The sequence below is a fragment of the Pseudomonas nitroreducens genome (assembly GCF_024170165.1).
Classification (GTDB): Bacteria; Pseudomonadota; Gammaproteobacteria; order Pseudomonadales; family Pseudomonadaceae; genus Pseudomonas; species Pseudomonas nitroreducens_C.
The window spans coordinates 97258-110715 of record NZ_JALJXP010000007.1; the positions used below are offsets into that span (position 1 = coordinate 97258).

A 13458-nucleotide genomic window follows, 5' to 3' on the forward strand; every position below is an offset into this window, starting at 1 on the left:
CGCGAAATGTCAGAAAAGAAAAAGGCCCCAACCGGGGCCTTTTTCATCAACGCGACGAAGCGCTCACTGCCGCATGCCGCGCCCGCTCACCAGCAGGCGCACGCAGAAGAGGTACAGCAGCACGGTCGCCACCAGCATGAAGACCACCGCCGTGCCGATACGGATGTCGGACACGCCGAGGATGCCGTAGCGGAAGGCGTTGACCATGTGCAGGATCGGGTTGGCCAGCGACACGGTCTGCCAGAACGGCGGCAGCAGCGTGATCGAGTAGAACACCCCGCCCAGGTAGGTCAGCGGTGTCAGCACGAAGGTCGGGACGATAGAGATGTCGTCGAAGTTGCGCGCGAACACCGCGTTGACGAAACCGCCCATGGAGAAGATCCCCGCGGTCAGCACCACCACCAGCACGGTGATGCCCAGGTGGTGGATCTGCAGGTCGGTGAAGAACAGCGACAGGATGGTGACGATCACGCCCACCGCCAGCCCGCGCAGCACGCCGCCGCAGACGAAGCCCAGGAGGATGGTGTGCGGCGACACCGGCGACACCAGCAGTTCCTCGATGTTGCGCTGGAACTTGCTGCCGAAGAAGCTCGACACCACGTTGCCGTAGGAGTTGGTGATCACCGACATCATGATCAGCCCCGGCACGATGTACTGCATGTAGGTGAAGCCACCCATGTCGCCGATCTGCCGGCCGATCAGGTTGCCGAAGATGACGAAGTACAGAACCATGGTGATCGCCGGCGGCAGCAGGGTCTGCGGCCAGATGCGCAGGAAGCGGCGGACTTCGCGGTAGACGATGGTGTTGAGGGCGACCCAGTTGGCGCGCAGTTCGTGACTCATACCGCCACCTTCGACAGATTCTTCTCCACCAGCGACACGAACAGTTCCTCCAGGCGGTTGCTCTTGTTGCGCAGGCTCAGCACCTGCAGGCCCTGGGCGTTGAGCTGGACGAACAGCCCGTTGATGCCCAGCGACTTGTCCACCTGCACTTCCAGCGTGTGGTCATCCACCAGCCGCACCGGGTAGCCGTCCAGCTTCGGCGCCGCGCTCAGGGTGCCTTGCAGGTCAAGGTAGAAGGTCTCCACGTGCAGCTTGTTCAGCAGCTTGCGCATGCTGGTGTTCTCCACGATGGTGCCGTGGTCGATGATCGCGATGTTGCGGCACAGCTGCTCGGCCTCCTCCAGGTAGTGCGTGGTGAGGATGATGCTGATGCCTTCCTGGTTGAGTTCGGTGAGGAAGTTCCACATCGAGCGACGCAGCTCGATGTCCACCCCGGCGGTGGGCTCGTCAAGGATCAGCAGGCGCGGCTCGTGCACCAGCGCGCGGGCGATCATCAGGCGACGCTTCATGCCGCCGGAAAGCTCGCGCGAGGCGGAGTTGCGCTTGTCCCACAGGCCCAGCTGGGTCAGGTACTTCTCGGCGCGGCCCTTGGCCACGCTCATCGGGATGCCGTAGTAGCCGGCCTGGGTGACGACAATGTCGAACACCTTCTCGAACTGGTTGAAGTTGAACTCCTGGGGCACCACGCCCAAGCAGCGCTTCAAGCCGTACGGGTCCTTGTCCAGATCATGGCCGAACACGTTGACCGTGCCGCTGGTCTTGTTCACCAGGGTGGAGAGGATGCCGATGGTGGTGGATTTGCCGGCACCGTTGGGGCCCAGCAAGGCAAAGAAATCGCCCTCGGCGACGTCCAGATCGATGCCCTTGAGGGCCTGGAAGCCGTTGCCGTAGGTCTTCGTCAGTTGACGGATGGACAGCGCGGAACTCATGGGTATTCCCGTTGCAAGTCGGTGGAAAGACGCATGTCTTTGGAAAAAGGCCTGCTTGATAAGGGTACGCCGCGAGGATTGCAACCTCCGCGGCACGCGCAGGCATTCAGGTCAGATCGGTCATCACCGCATTACGGTAGGCCGAGCGCGCCTTCAGGCGTTCGTACCAGGCCTGAAGATGCGGCTGTGCCGGGCGCTCGATGGGCATTTCGAACCAAGCATAGATGAAGCTGCCCAGCGGTATGTCGCCCATGCCGAATTGTTCGCCGCTGAGGTACGGCTGCTTCGCCAGCGCCGCCTCAGGGACCGCCAGCAGAGCCACGCAGGTATCGATGGCGGCCTGGATGGCGGCGGCATCGCGTTGCTCCGGCGGGGTGCGCAGGGTACCCCAGAACACGGTGCGGAACGGCGCGGCAAAGGACGAGGTGGTCCAGTCCATCCACTTCTCGGTGCTGGCACGCTGCTGCAGGTCCTGCGGGTAGAGGTCCGGGGCATAGCGCGCGGCGAGGTAGCGGACGATGGCGTTGGATTCCCAGAGAACGAAGCCTTCGTCGTCCAGGGTCGGCACCACACCGTTGGGGTTCAGTGCACGATACGGCGCCTCGTTGACCAGGCCGAACGCTCCGCCGGCGTCGATCCGCTCATAGGCCAGGCCGGCCTCTTCCGCGCACCAGAGCGCCTTGCGCACGTTGGAGGAATTCTTCCGGCCCCAGATCTTGAGCATGCTGCGCCTCTCTTGTTGTCGTCATTCGATGGCATCGGTCGCGTGGACGCGATTTCGGATGACGGCACCCTACCGGCTAAGGCGCCAGGAAAAAAGACACACGTACTGATGGTTACTATCGATTGCTTTCATGGGCGATTGCTTTCACGGGAGCGATGGCTTTCAGGCTTCGCTGCGCATGTCACCGTCCAGCGGCGCGTCCTCGCCGGTGAACAGGTGCGGGTAGCACTGCTTGAGGTAGCCGAAGAAGAACTCCTCGGGCACATCGGGGAACTGGCCGTGATCGCGCAGGTACTCCATGTGCCGCTCGCCGCCGCGGTTGAACGGGTGGAAGACGCTGTCGTTGCGCCCGTCGAAATCCAGCGGCAGCACGCCGAAGGCCTCGCAGAGGCCGATGTCGAAGGCCGGTGTGGCCTTGACCCAGCGGCCTTCGAGGAACAACTCGGTGTAGCCATGCATGGCGAACACCTCGCTGCGCAGCAGCTCCAGCAGGCGCGGCGTGGCCAGGTGGTTCTTCACGTCGGCCAGGCCGATGCGCGCGGGGATGCCGCAATGCCGGGCGCAGGCCGCCAGCAACGTGGCCTTGGGCACGCAGTAGGATTGCCCGGCCTGCAGCGCATGGCTGGCCTTGAGGGTCTGCGGGTCGCGGCTGAACACGTAGGGGTTGTAGCGAATCTGGTCGCGCACCGCGTAATACAGGGCCACCGCCTGCTCCAGCGGAGTCCCGCCGTCGCCCCGGTGATTTAGAGCGAACTCGATTACCCCGGGGTGGTCACTATCAACGAAGCGGCTGGGCTTGAGGTAGGGCTGCATGGCGTTGTCTCCGGGCGGTTCATCCTTGATGGCACCCACAGTCTAACCAGCGCCGGCGCCTGCCCGACAAGGCAATCCGGCCAAGCTGTCCGGCCATGCGGCCATCGTTCCGATTCGGCCAGCTAAGCTTCCGGTGCATCGTGGAGGGAGCCCCACCGGGAATACCTGCCGCTGTGTTCGCGCACTCTCGTCACCAAGCCCACTCAGGCCTGTTTTCGCCGGGCTGGGCTGTCATGGAGGAATCCGCATGCTGCTCGTCTGGTTACTCGTCCTGATCCTCGGCGTCGCCTGGCTCGCGCACCGTCGCGCCGCGCCCCTGAAGGCACTCGGCATAGTCGCCGTGTACCTCGCACTGATGAGCCTGTTCAGCCACGCCCATGGCTGGATGGTGCTGTTGTGGCTGCTCTGGGCCGTGGTCGCGGTGACCATCCTGGCCACCGACCTGCGCCGCAGCCTGTTCACTTCACGGCTGTTCGCCTGGTTCAAGAAGACCCTGCCGCCGATGTCCGAGACCGAACGCGAGGCCATCGAGGCCGGCACCGTCTGGTGGGATGGCCAGCTGTTCAGCGGCCGCCCGGACTGGCACACGCTGCTGGGCTACCCCAAGGCGCAACTGACCGAGGAGGAACAGGCCTTCGTCGACGGCCCCACCGAGCAGCTGTGCGCGATGATCAACGACTACCAGGTCGGCAAGGACATGGACCTGCCGCCCGAGGCCTGGGCCTACATCAAGAGCCAGGGCTTCTTCGGCCTGATCATCCCGAAGGAATACGGCGGCAAGGGCTTCTCCGCCTTCGCCCACTCCCAGGTGGTGATGAAGCTCGCCACCCGCAGCGGCGACCTGGCCTCCACGGTGATGGTGCCCAACTCCCTCGGCCCGGCCGAACTGCTGCTGCACTACGGCACCGACGCCCAGCGCCAGCGCTACCTGCCGCGCCTGGCCACGGGCGACGAGATTCCCTGCTTCGCCCTGACCAGCCCGCAGGCCGGCTCCGATGCCGGCGGCATGACCGACGTCGGCGTGGTCTGCAAGGGCCAGTGGCAAGGCGAGGAAGTCATCGGCCTGCGCCTGACCTGGGAGAAGCGCTACATCACCCTCGGCCCAGTGGCCACCCTCCTCGGTCTGGCCTTCAAGTGCCATGACCCGGACCACCTGCTGGGCGAGGAAGAAGACCTCGGCATCACCCTGGCGCTGATCCCCACCGATACCGACGGCGTGCAGATCGGCCGGCGCCACGTCCCGCTGGGTGCCGCCTTCATGAACGGCCCGAACTCCGGCAAGGACGTGTTCGTGCCGCTGGACTACATCATCGGCGGCCAGGAAATGATCGGCAAAGGCTGGATGATGCTGATGAACTGCCTGTCGGTGGGCCGCTCGATCTCCCTGCCGGCGGTGGGCACCAGCGCCGCCAAGGCCGGCAGCTATGTCAGCGGCCGCTATGCACAGGTGCGCGAGCAGTTCAACGTACCGCTGTCGGCCTTCGAAGGCATCCAGGAAGCCCTCGCCCGTATCGGCGGCAACGCCTGGATGATGGACAGCGCGCGGATCCTCACCGCCAACGCGGTGGACCTGGGCGAGAAACCCTCGGTGCTCTCGGCGATCCTCAAGTACCACCTCACCGAACGCGGCCGCGAGTGCATCGCCCACGCCATGGATATCCACGGCGGCAAGGGCATCATCATGGGTCCGAACAACTACCTGGGCCGTTCCTGGCAGGCCGCGCCGATCTTCATCACCGTCGAGGGCGCCAATATCCTCTCGCGCAACCTGATGATCTTCGGCCAGGGCGCCATCCGCTGCCATCCGTACGTGCTCAAGGAAATGGAACTGGCCCGCCGCGAGGACCAGGACCAGGCCGAACGCGAATTCGACGAACTACTGCTCAACCACATCGGCTTCGCCGTCAGCAACGCCGCCAGCAGCCTGCTGCTGGGCCTGGGCTTCGGCAGCTTCGACCAGGTGCCGGGCGACCGCATCAGCCGCCCGTACTACCGCGCGCTGAACCGCCTGGCCGCGTCCTTCGCCCTGCTCGCCGACTTCAGCATGATGATGCTCGGCGGCGAACTGAAGCGCCGCGAGCGCCTCTCCGCGCGCCTGGGCGATGCGCTGAGCCACCTCTACCTGGGCTCCGCCGCGCTCAAGCGCTACCACGATCTGGACAATCCGGATTACCTGCACCCGCTGCTGTGCTGGGCCATGGAGGAAAACCTGGAGAAGGCCGAAGCCGCCCTGGCCGACCTGATCGACAACTTCCCCAACCGCGCCTTCGCCTGCCTGCTGCGCGTGCTGGTGCTGCCGCTGGGCCGTCGCCACCGCGGCCCGAGCGACACGCTGGATGCGGAGATTGCCGAAATCCTCGGACGCCCGCTCAGCGACCCGGCGCTGCAGGCGATCCTCGCCGGCGCGCACCTGCCCACCGGCGCGGACGATCCAGTCGCCAAGCTCACCTTCGCCTACGACCAGCTCGCCGCCGCAGCGCCCCTGCAGAAGAAGCTGCACAAGGCGCTGAAGGAGCACGGCGTCAATCCCAAGCCGGGGCAGTCGCCCATCGATGCCGCCGTCGAGGCCGGTGTGCTGGAGGCCGCGGAAGCAGAAATCCTGCACGCCGCCGAGCACGCGCGCCGCGCCGTGATCGACGTGGATGACTTCTCCAAGGAGGAACTGGCCGGCAAGGCCGGGTGATCCTTAGCCTCCACGCACAGGGCGCCTTCTGGCGCCCTTTTTTCTCCGACGCACAGCAATGCCTGCCCCGGCTATCAGGTGCACACTGAAGGCATCACCGTCATGGAGAACCGCCCATGCGTCGAACCATCCTCCTGCTGCTCGCACTGCTGGCTGGCAGCGCCCACGCCGATCCCTGGCTCTACCCCAGCCGGCCGCGTCCTGCTCCGGCACCCAGCCCGGTCATCGACCCGATCCAGCAACAGCAGGACAGCCTGCGCCGCCAGCAGCAGATTCGGCAGAACCAGCTGGACAGCCAGCGCCTGAACTACGAGGACCAGCGCCTGCAGATGCAGCAGCAGGACCTGCAACGCCAGCAGGACAACCAGCGACGCTGGAACGAACAGCGCCGGCAGAGCGACCAGATGATCCAGCGGCAGAGGAATGAGCTGCAGCAGGACCAGCTGCAACAGCAGCAGCGGATCCTCGACCAGCAACGCCAGCAGATCGACAACCAGCGCCGGCAGATCCAGATGCGCCCGCTCCGCTGATCGTCCCGGCGGCAGCGACGGCGAAACCCGATATACTCCCCGGCCGTTTGCACACAGCTCCAGAGGAATCCCATGGCCAGCGCCTATCTCGATCACCATATCGCCCTGCTCAACCACCTGCGCATGATCCTTGGCGCCCTGGGCGAAGCCGAGCAGGTTCCCGAGGACAACCACGGCCTGTTCCTCGAGCGCTTCGACGAGCTGCTGGTGGAGCTGCCCCGCGACCCGGAAGGTGCGCAGTACCTGGGCCAGGACCTGATCAGCCAGATTTTCCACCGCTACCCGCAGATCGCCCACCTGATTCCGCGCGACCTGCTGTGGTTCTTCGGCGGCGACTGCCTGCACTACATGCCCGACGAGGAACTGCAGATGTACCAGCAGCTCGACGAGCGCCGCTTCGAGGCCGAAGAAACGGGCGAGCCCTTCGACTGGAACGCCGAGAAGCGCCTGCTGGCCCTGCCGGACGACACGCCCAAGCACTGAAATCCCCCCGCCGCAGCGCTTGTCGCCGCGTCGCGGACCTTCTGTCCAGCGCTGCACCCGGCGCACTTCGACCGTCCCGACCGGCTGCAGGCTCTCTCCGACACCAGCGACCTGTTCACTCGCCCGGGTTGTACCGGGCGCCGCGCTGATCAGACTTATCATCCACCTGCTGGTAACCGGGCACCTGCGGGTACGCCGCGAGGAACAGCCGGCTGTCGCGCAACCCCAGGCCCCGGAAACGCAAAAAGCCCGCTGTAAGCGGGCTTTTTCATGGATGGATTGTCCAGTGCAAACGAAAACGCCGCCCATCAGGGCGGCGTTTCGATTCTGGAGCGGGAAACGAGACTCGAACTCGCGACCCCGACCTTGGCAAGGTCGTGCTCTACCAACTGAGCTATTCCCGCATCAACTTGCTGTAACCTTCAGCTTTCACCGGAGGTTAACGAAAACGCCGTCCTGATGGACGGCGTTTCGATTTTGGAGCGGGAAACGAGACTCGAACTCGCGACCCCGACCTTGGCAAGGTCGTGCTCTACCAACTGAGCTATTCCCGCAGCAACTTGTTGCAACCTTCAGCTTTCGCCGAAGGGTAACGCCATTTCATCTTTCGCTCACCGCCGTGGCGATGATCGAGAATCTGGAGCGGGAAACGAGACTCGAACTCGCGACCCCGACCTTGGCAAGGTCGTGCTCTACCAACTGAGCTATTCCCGCAATGGCGTCCCCTAGGGGACTCGAACCCCTGTTACCGCCGTGAAAGGGCGGTGTCCTAGGCCACTAGACGAAGGGGACGCGGCCCGGAACTTAACATCTTTCCGACTTCAGCGCTCTGGCAGTTCTGCGTTTCGCGTCGAAGTGGCGCGCATTCTAGGGACGCTTTGGAAAGTCGTCAACCCTCCAGAGAAATATTTTTTAAATCAAAGACTTCTGAGTAAAAACTGAGCTGCCGCTATCAGCAGTATCACTAAGACATTACACTCGCGGAAAAACATCCGGAGCACTCCACGGTGTCGCCAATCGTCATTACGGTCCTGGTTCTCGTCGGTATCGCCCTGCTGGTCGCCATCGGCTACATCAATCACCTGGTGGAAAACCGCAAGCTGGAGCAGGCGCGCCTGAAAGCCGACCTGTCCGACCGCTGCCGGCGCTGCGCCGATGTTTCCGAGTCCCTGCCCGGCCAGTTCATGTCGCCGGCATTGAAGCTGCTGCTCAGTGGCTTCGAGCTGAACCTCAGCGAACGCCTGCTGAGCGTCGACAAGCAGAACGCCGCGCTCAGGCAGCGCATGGAAGAGCTGCGCGGCCTGGTCGCCAAGGGCGAGGCCATCCCGGTGAAGAATGCGCCGCAACCCATCCTCACCGAGGCCAAGGCCAAGGACGTGCGCTTCCTTTTCGAAGCGCTGCACGCCCAGCTCACCCGCTGCGCCCAGGACAACATGCTGCCGCGGGCCGAGGCTCAGAAGTGGGTCAAGGAAATCCGCCACCTGCTCACCCTCCTCCATATAGAGTTCTTCGGCAACCTCGGCCAGCAGGCGTTGCAGCAGGGCCAACCGCGCCAGGCGCGCCTGGCCTTCGAGCGCGGCGCACAGTACCTGCAGAAGCAACCGGAGATCGGCCGCTACCAGGCGCAGCTCAAGCAGATGGAAGCCCAGCTGGCCCACGCCAACGCCCTCGTGCTGGAAACCTCGCAGCCCGCCCCGGACGAACCGAGCGAGCTGGGCGACGGCCTCAAGGCGCTGGACGAAGACGATATCTGGAAGAAGAAGAACCTTTACGACTGATTCGACGTCGAATCAGAACCCCGGCCACCTTCGCCCCAGGAGCCTTGCATGAGCCTCGTCGTCTTCGGCGCCCCGCTGTCCCCCTTCGTCCGCAAAGTCCGCCTGTTCGCCGCCGAGAAAGGCTTCGACTACCAGCTGGAGAACGTCAACCCGTTCAACCAGCCGGACTGGTACCGCGAACTGAACCCGCTGCGCCGCGTGCCGGCGATCCGCGACGGCGACTTCACCCTCGCCGACTCCAGCGTCATCTGCCATTACCTGGAAGATCGCGACCCACAGCGCGCCCCGTTATGCGGTACAGGTGCCGAGTCCCGCGCGCGGATCAACTGGCTGGAAAAGTACGCCGACTACGAGCTGGCCCCGCTGACCACCTTCACGGTGTTCCGCAACCGCCTGCTCAAGCCGCTGATGGGCAAGGTCTGCGATGAAGTCGCGGTGAAAGGCGCCATGCAGGAGAAGCTCCCGGAGCACTTCGATTACCTGGAGAAGTGCCTGGGCGAGCAGCAGTGGTTCGTCGATGACCGCTTCAGCCTCGCCGACATCGCCATCGCCTGCCAGCTGGTGAACCTGCGCCACGGCGAAGAACAGCTGGATGCCCAGCGCTGGCCGAAGCTGGCCGCGCACTTCGAGCGCACCCTGGCCCGCCCTGCCCTGGCCGAGATCGTCCAGGGCGAGCTGCAGATCATCGCCAAGATCATGGCCAAACGCTGAGCCGCCGCTCCCTGCAGGAGCGGGCCGTGCCCGCGAAGCGCGGACAAAGTCCGCGCCCGAGCCCCATGAAAAAGCCCCGCCTGGGCGGGGCTTTTTGTTACCTGCGAGAAATCAGCAGTCGGAAAGGCGCAGGATAATCTCCACCAGGCGCTCGATACCGGCCTGGTCTTCAGCACTGAAACGGCCGACCGACGGACTGTCCAGGTCAAGCACGCCGATCAGCCGACCACCCTTTACCAGCGGCACCACCAGCTCGCTGTTGGAAGCACTGTCGCAAGCAATGTGGCCGGGGAAGGCGTGCACGTCTTCCACACGCTGGGTTTCGCGGGTACGCGCCGCAGCGCCGCACACGCCTTTGCTGAAGGGAATGCGCACGCAGGCGACCTTGCCCTGGAACGGGCCGAGCACCAGTTCTTCGTTGCGGTTCAGGTAGAAGCCGGCCCAGTTCAGGTCCGGCAGTTCGTTGAACAGGAACGCGGAAAACTGCGAGGCATTGGCGATGAAATCGCGCTCGTCGGCGAACAGCGATTCCGCCTGGGCGGCCAGCAGCGCGTAGCCACCGAGGCCGGCACCGGCCTGTTGCAGATCGATCATGGAGTGTCTCCTTCCAGCAATTGTCGGCCCACCCAGTAGCGGGCGAATTGATAGGCACAGCGGCCATTACGGTTGCCGCGCCCGAGCGCCCAGCGGATGGCTTCCTTCTCCAGTTCCTCGTCCCAGGCCCAGGCGGCGAGCCCGGACTTCTGCGCGAGCACCTCGATCCAGTGGCGCACCACGCTGAGGAAGTGCTCCTGGGTGAAGGGATAGAAGGACAACCACAGGCCGAAGCGGTCGGACAGGGCGATCTTGTCTTCGACGGCTTCGTTGGGGTGCAACTCGCCGTCAACCATCTTCCAGTTCTCGTTGTCGCTCTGTTTTTCCGAGACCAGGTGACGGCGATTGGACGTGGCATAAAGCAGCACGTTGTCCGGGGCCTGTTCCAGCGAGCCGTCGAGCACGCTCTTGAGGACGCGGAAATCGCCCTCGCCGGCGTCGAACGACAGGTCGTCGCAGAACAGCACGAAGCGCTGCGGCAGCCCCTGGATCAGCTCGACCACACGCGGCAGGTCAGCCAGGTGGTCGCGCTCGATCTCGATCAGACGCAGCCCCTCACCGGCCAGTTCCGCCAGCAGCGCGCGCACCAGCGAGGATTTGCCTGTGCCACGGGCGCCCCACAGCAACGCGTGGTTGGCCGGCTGGCCAGCCACGAACTGCCGCGTGTTGCGCGCCAGTTGCTCGCGCTGCCGGTCGACGCCCAGCAGGTCGTCCAGGCGCAGGTCGAGGCTGACCTTGAGCGGCTGCAGGTAGCCACTGCGGCCGTCACGGTGCCAGCGCGCCGCCAGGCTGTGCTGCCAGTCCAGTGTTTCGCGCACAGCGGGCAGCAGGGGCTCCAGGCGCACCATGAGTGCTTCGGCGCGGGCGAGAAAATCGTTCAGACGGGAATCCACGTGAATCTCCGGGCTCTCCAGGGGCAAGTCTGCGGGTGCATGCTCGGGAATTTCTTCGCCTTCGGGCTATCCCGACAGACGGTTCCGATGGGCTATGCTACGCCGCAGGAAAGCTTCTGCGAGGCGACGCTCCGCAACCATGGATATTGCGCTTACACATCGCCTCTCGTTCAAGCAGGCCAGCCTGACGGTGCTGGTGGCGTTCATCCTGGGCACCCTGCTCAGCCTCATCCAGGTAGGCGTCGATTATGCCAGCCAGGACGCCTCCATCAACCGCGAAGTGCGCGCCCTGCTGGACGTCAGCCACAACCCCGCCGCACGCATCGCCTACAACATCGACGCCGAACTGGCCCAGGAACTGGTCGTGGGCCTGCTGCGCTCGCCCGCGGTGATCCGCGCCGAGATCATCGACAACGCCAATGTACCCCTCGCCAGCGCCGACCGGCCGCCGGCGGAAAGCCACCTGCGCGGTCTCAGCGACTTCCTCTTCGGTGAGCAGCGCTCCTACGAGGAACCGCTGTTCGTCGAACACGCACCGGCCGAATCCCTCGGCGTGCTGCGCCTGGAGATCGACACCTTCGTCTTCGGCAACGACTTCCTGCGCCGCGCCGGGATGACCTTCCTCTCGGGCTTCGTGCGCAGCCTGATGCTCTCGCTGATCCTGCTGGTGCTCTTCTATGCGCTGCTGACCAAGCCGCTGGTGAGCCTGATCGACGCCCTCTCCCGCCATGATCCGCGCTCGCCCTCGCGCCTGCGCCTGCCTTGCCCGCGCGGCCATGAGCGCGACGAGATCGGCGTGCTGGTGGAGGTCACCAACCGCCAGCTCAATCGTATCTCGGTGGAGATGGAGCAGCGCCGCGAAGCCGAAGATCGGCTGACCCAGTACCTGGAAGAACTGGAAAGCATCGTCGCCGCGCGCACCGCCGAACTGAAGGCGGCCAACGCACGCCTGACGCTGTCCAACCAGGAGCTGGAACAGGCGCGGCAGAACGCCCTGGCCATGGCCCAGGCGCGCGGTAGCTTCCTGGCCAACATGAGCCACGAGATCCGCACCCCGCTCAACGGCCTGCTGGGCATGCTCGGCCTGGCGCTGGATGGCCCGCTGACCGCCGAACAGCACCAGCAGCTGTCCATCGCCCATGACTCGGGCAAGGTGCTGGTGGAGCTGCTCAACGACGTGCTCGACCTGTCCAAGTTCGAGGCCGGCCAATTGGAGCTGGAGCAGATTCCCTTCGACCTCGGCACCCTGGTGGAAGACACCGCCAGCCTGCTGTCACAGAACGCCGGCCCCGCCGTGGAGCTCACCTGCCTGATCAGCCCGCAACTGCCGGCGCAACTCTCAGGCGACCCGACGCGGGTGCGCCAGGTGGTCAGCAACCTGCTGTCCAACGCCCTCAAGTTCACCCGCTTCGGCCGCGTCGACGTGCGCGTCGAACCGCTGGGAGCTGAATCCCTGCAGCAAGGCGTCCGCATCAGCGTGCGCGACACCGGTATCGGCGTGGCACCCGAGGCCCTGCAGAAGATTTTCCAGCCCTTCACCCAGGCCGACGCCGGCATCGCCCGCCAGTACGGCGGCACCGGGCTGGGCCTGGCGCTGACACGCAAGCTCTGCGAGGCGATGAAGGGCGAGCTGAGCGTTACCTCAGAGCCGGGCCTGGGCAGCGAATTCATCGTCACCCTGCCCCTGCAGACGCTTGAGCCGGCGCAACCGCTGGCGAAACTCCGCGGCAAGCTGGTCGTGCAATGCGCCGCCAGCAGCGGGCTGGCCGCGCTGCTGCAGAACTGGCTGGCGGAATGGGGCGTGGATTACCAGCGCCTGGACATCGACGAAAGCCTCGCCGGCGTGGAGCTCGACGCACTGCTCTCGGACTGCCCGGACTGCCTGGTGGTGCTGCGCCAGAACGTCACCAGGCCGGTGCTGCTGGTCACCGCCTACGGCAACTTCCTCGAACCCGAGCTGGCCCAGCGCCTCGCCCCGCTGCGGCAACTGGCGCGGCCACTATCCCGCGCGGTGCTCTACCAGGCGCTGAAGCAGGCTTTCGAGCACCAGCCGCCGCCCTCATCGAAGGTACCCGGCGCCAGTTCGCAGGAGCAGTTCTCCGCCCGCGTGCTGCTGGTGGAAGACAACCCCGTCAACCAGCTGGTTGCACGCGGCCTGTTGCAGAAACTGGGCTGCCAGGTCGGCATCGCGATCAACGGCGAAGAAGCGCTCAAGCAACTCGAGGGCGCCGCGTTCGACCTGGTGCTGATGGATTGCAACATGCCGGTGATGGACGGCTACCAGGCTACCCGCGAAATTCGCGAGAGCGGGCGCTGGCCGGACCTGCCGGTGGTTGCCCTGACCGCCAACGCCCTGCCGGAGGAACGCGAGCGCTGCCGCGCCGCCGGCATGGACGACTACCTGGCCAAGCCCTTCCACCGCGACGAGCTGGCGGCCATCCTCGAGCGCTGGGCCGGACCCCGGCCGCGCGGCTGAT

12 protein-coding genes and 4 tRNA genes are annotated in these 13458 nt (G+C 65.2%); 6 read left to right on the forward strand and 10 right to left on the reverse strand.

Annotated elements, in window-relative coordinates:
- Positions 1-63: 63 nt before the first annotated feature.
- The 4 genes from J2T47_RS15490 to J2T47_RS15505 form a co-directional block, all read right to left on the reverse strand.
- Complete coding sequence (locus tag J2T47_RS15490; RefSeq protein ID WP_253448384.1) at positions 64-843, reverse strand: ABC transporter permease; 780 nt, start codon at positions 841-843, stop codon at positions 64-66.
- Positions 840-1772 (reverse strand): ABC transporter ATP-binding protein, encoded by a 933-nt coding sequence (locus J2T47_RS15495; protein WP_253448387.1) that lies wholly within the window; start codon positions 1770-1772, stop codon positions 840-842. Before J2T47_RS15495 ends, J2T47_RS15490 begins: the two co-directional genes overlap by 4 nt.
- 106 nt (positions 1773-1878) lie before the next feature.
- Positions 1879-2496, reverse strand: a complete 618-nt coding sequence (locus J2T47_RS15500; RefSeq protein ID WP_253448390.1) for a glutathione S-transferase family protein — start codon at positions 2494-2496, stop codon at positions 1879-1881.
- 162 nt (positions 2497-2658) lie between these two features.
- Positions 2659-3309, reverse strand: a complete 651-nt coding sequence (locus tag J2T47_RS15505) for a transglutaminase-like domain-containing protein (RefSeq protein WP_253448393.1) — start codon at positions 3307-3309, stop codon at positions 2659-2661.
- Between the two features lie 247 nt (positions 3310-3556).
- Between J2T47_RS15505 and J2T47_RS15510 the strand changes: the two genes are divergently transcribed.
- The 3 genes from J2T47_RS15510 to J2T47_RS15520 all read left to right on the forward strand — a co-directional run bounded on the left by J2T47_RS15510 (position 3557) and on the right by J2T47_RS15520 (position 7005).
- Positions 3557-5992 (forward strand): acyl-CoA dehydrogenase, encoded by a 2436-nt coding sequence (locus J2T47_RS15510; protein WP_253448396.1) that lies wholly within the window; start codon positions 3557-3559, stop codon positions 5990-5992.
- 116 nt (positions 5993-6108) lie between these two features.
- Positions 6109-6522, forward strand: coding sequence for a PA2816 family glutamine-rich protein (locus J2T47_RS15515; protein ID WP_253448399.1), 414 nt, complete (start codon positions 6109-6111; stop codon positions 6520-6522).
- 72 nt (positions 6523-6594) lie between these two features.
- On the forward strand, positions 6595-7005 hold the full coding sequence (locus tag J2T47_RS15520) for a PA2817 family protein (RefSeq protein ID WP_253448402.1): 411 nt from the start codon (positions 6595-6597) through the stop codon (positions 7003-7005).
- Positions 7006-7333: 328 nt separating this feature from the next.
- Here J2T47_RS15520 and J2T47_RS15525 read toward each other — a convergent pair.
- The 4 genes from J2T47_RS15525 to J2T47_RS15540 all read right to left on the reverse strand — a co-directional run bounded on the left by J2T47_RS15525 (position 7334) and on the right by J2T47_RS15540 (position 7797).
- Positions 7334-7409 (reverse strand) — tRNA-Gly (locus tag J2T47_RS15525).
- A gap of 74 nt (positions 7410-7483) precedes the next feature.
- A tRNA-Gly gene (locus tag J2T47_RS15530) sits at positions 7484-7559 on the reverse strand.
- Between the two features lie 84 nt (positions 7560-7643).
- Positions 7644-7719, reverse strand: a tRNA-Gly gene (locus tag J2T47_RS15535).
- A 2-nt stretch (positions 7720-7721) separates the two neighbouring features.
- Positions 7722-7797: transfer RNA gene (locus J2T47_RS15540), tRNA-Glu, on the reverse strand.
- A 215-nt stretch (positions 7798-8012) separates the two neighbouring features.
- On the opposite strand from J2T47_RS15540, the gene J2T47_RS15545 reads away from it, so the two are divergent.
- Together J2T47_RS15545 and J2T47_RS15550 are read left to right on the forward strand one after the other, a co-directional pair.
- Positions 8013-8783, forward strand: coding sequence for a hypothetical protein (locus J2T47_RS15545; RefSeq protein WP_253448405.1), 771 nt, complete (start codon positions 8013-8015; stop codon positions 8781-8783).
- A 48-nt stretch (positions 8784-8831) separates the two neighbouring features.
- Entirely contained in the window at positions 8832-9494 is a 663-nt protein-coding gene (locus tag J2T47_RS15550) for a glutathione S-transferase family protein (RefSeq protein WP_253448407.1), read from the forward strand.
- A gap of 111 nt (positions 9495-9605) precedes the next feature.
- On the opposite strand, the gene J2T47_RS15555 is transcribed toward J2T47_RS15550, so the two are convergent.
- Positions 9606-10088: a GAF domain-containing protein gene (locus tag J2T47_RS15555; RefSeq protein WP_253448410.1), complete on the reverse strand. Its 483-nt coding sequence runs from the start codon at positions 10086-10088 to the stop codon at positions 9606-9608.
- Entirely contained in the window at positions 10085-10981 is an 897-nt protein-coding gene (locus J2T47_RS15560) for an ATP-binding protein (RefSeq protein WP_253448413.1), read from the reverse strand. Before J2T47_RS15560 ends, J2T47_RS15555 begins: the two co-directional genes overlap by 4 nt.
- 94 nt (positions 10982-11075) lie before the next feature.
- Between J2T47_RS15560 and J2T47_RS15565 the strand changes: the two genes are divergently transcribed.
- A complete protein-coding gene (locus J2T47_RS15565) occupies positions 11076-13457 on the forward strand; it encodes an ATP-binding protein (protein WP_437180986.1) in 2382 nt (793 codons plus the stop codon).
- Position 13458 lies beyond the last annotated feature (1 nt).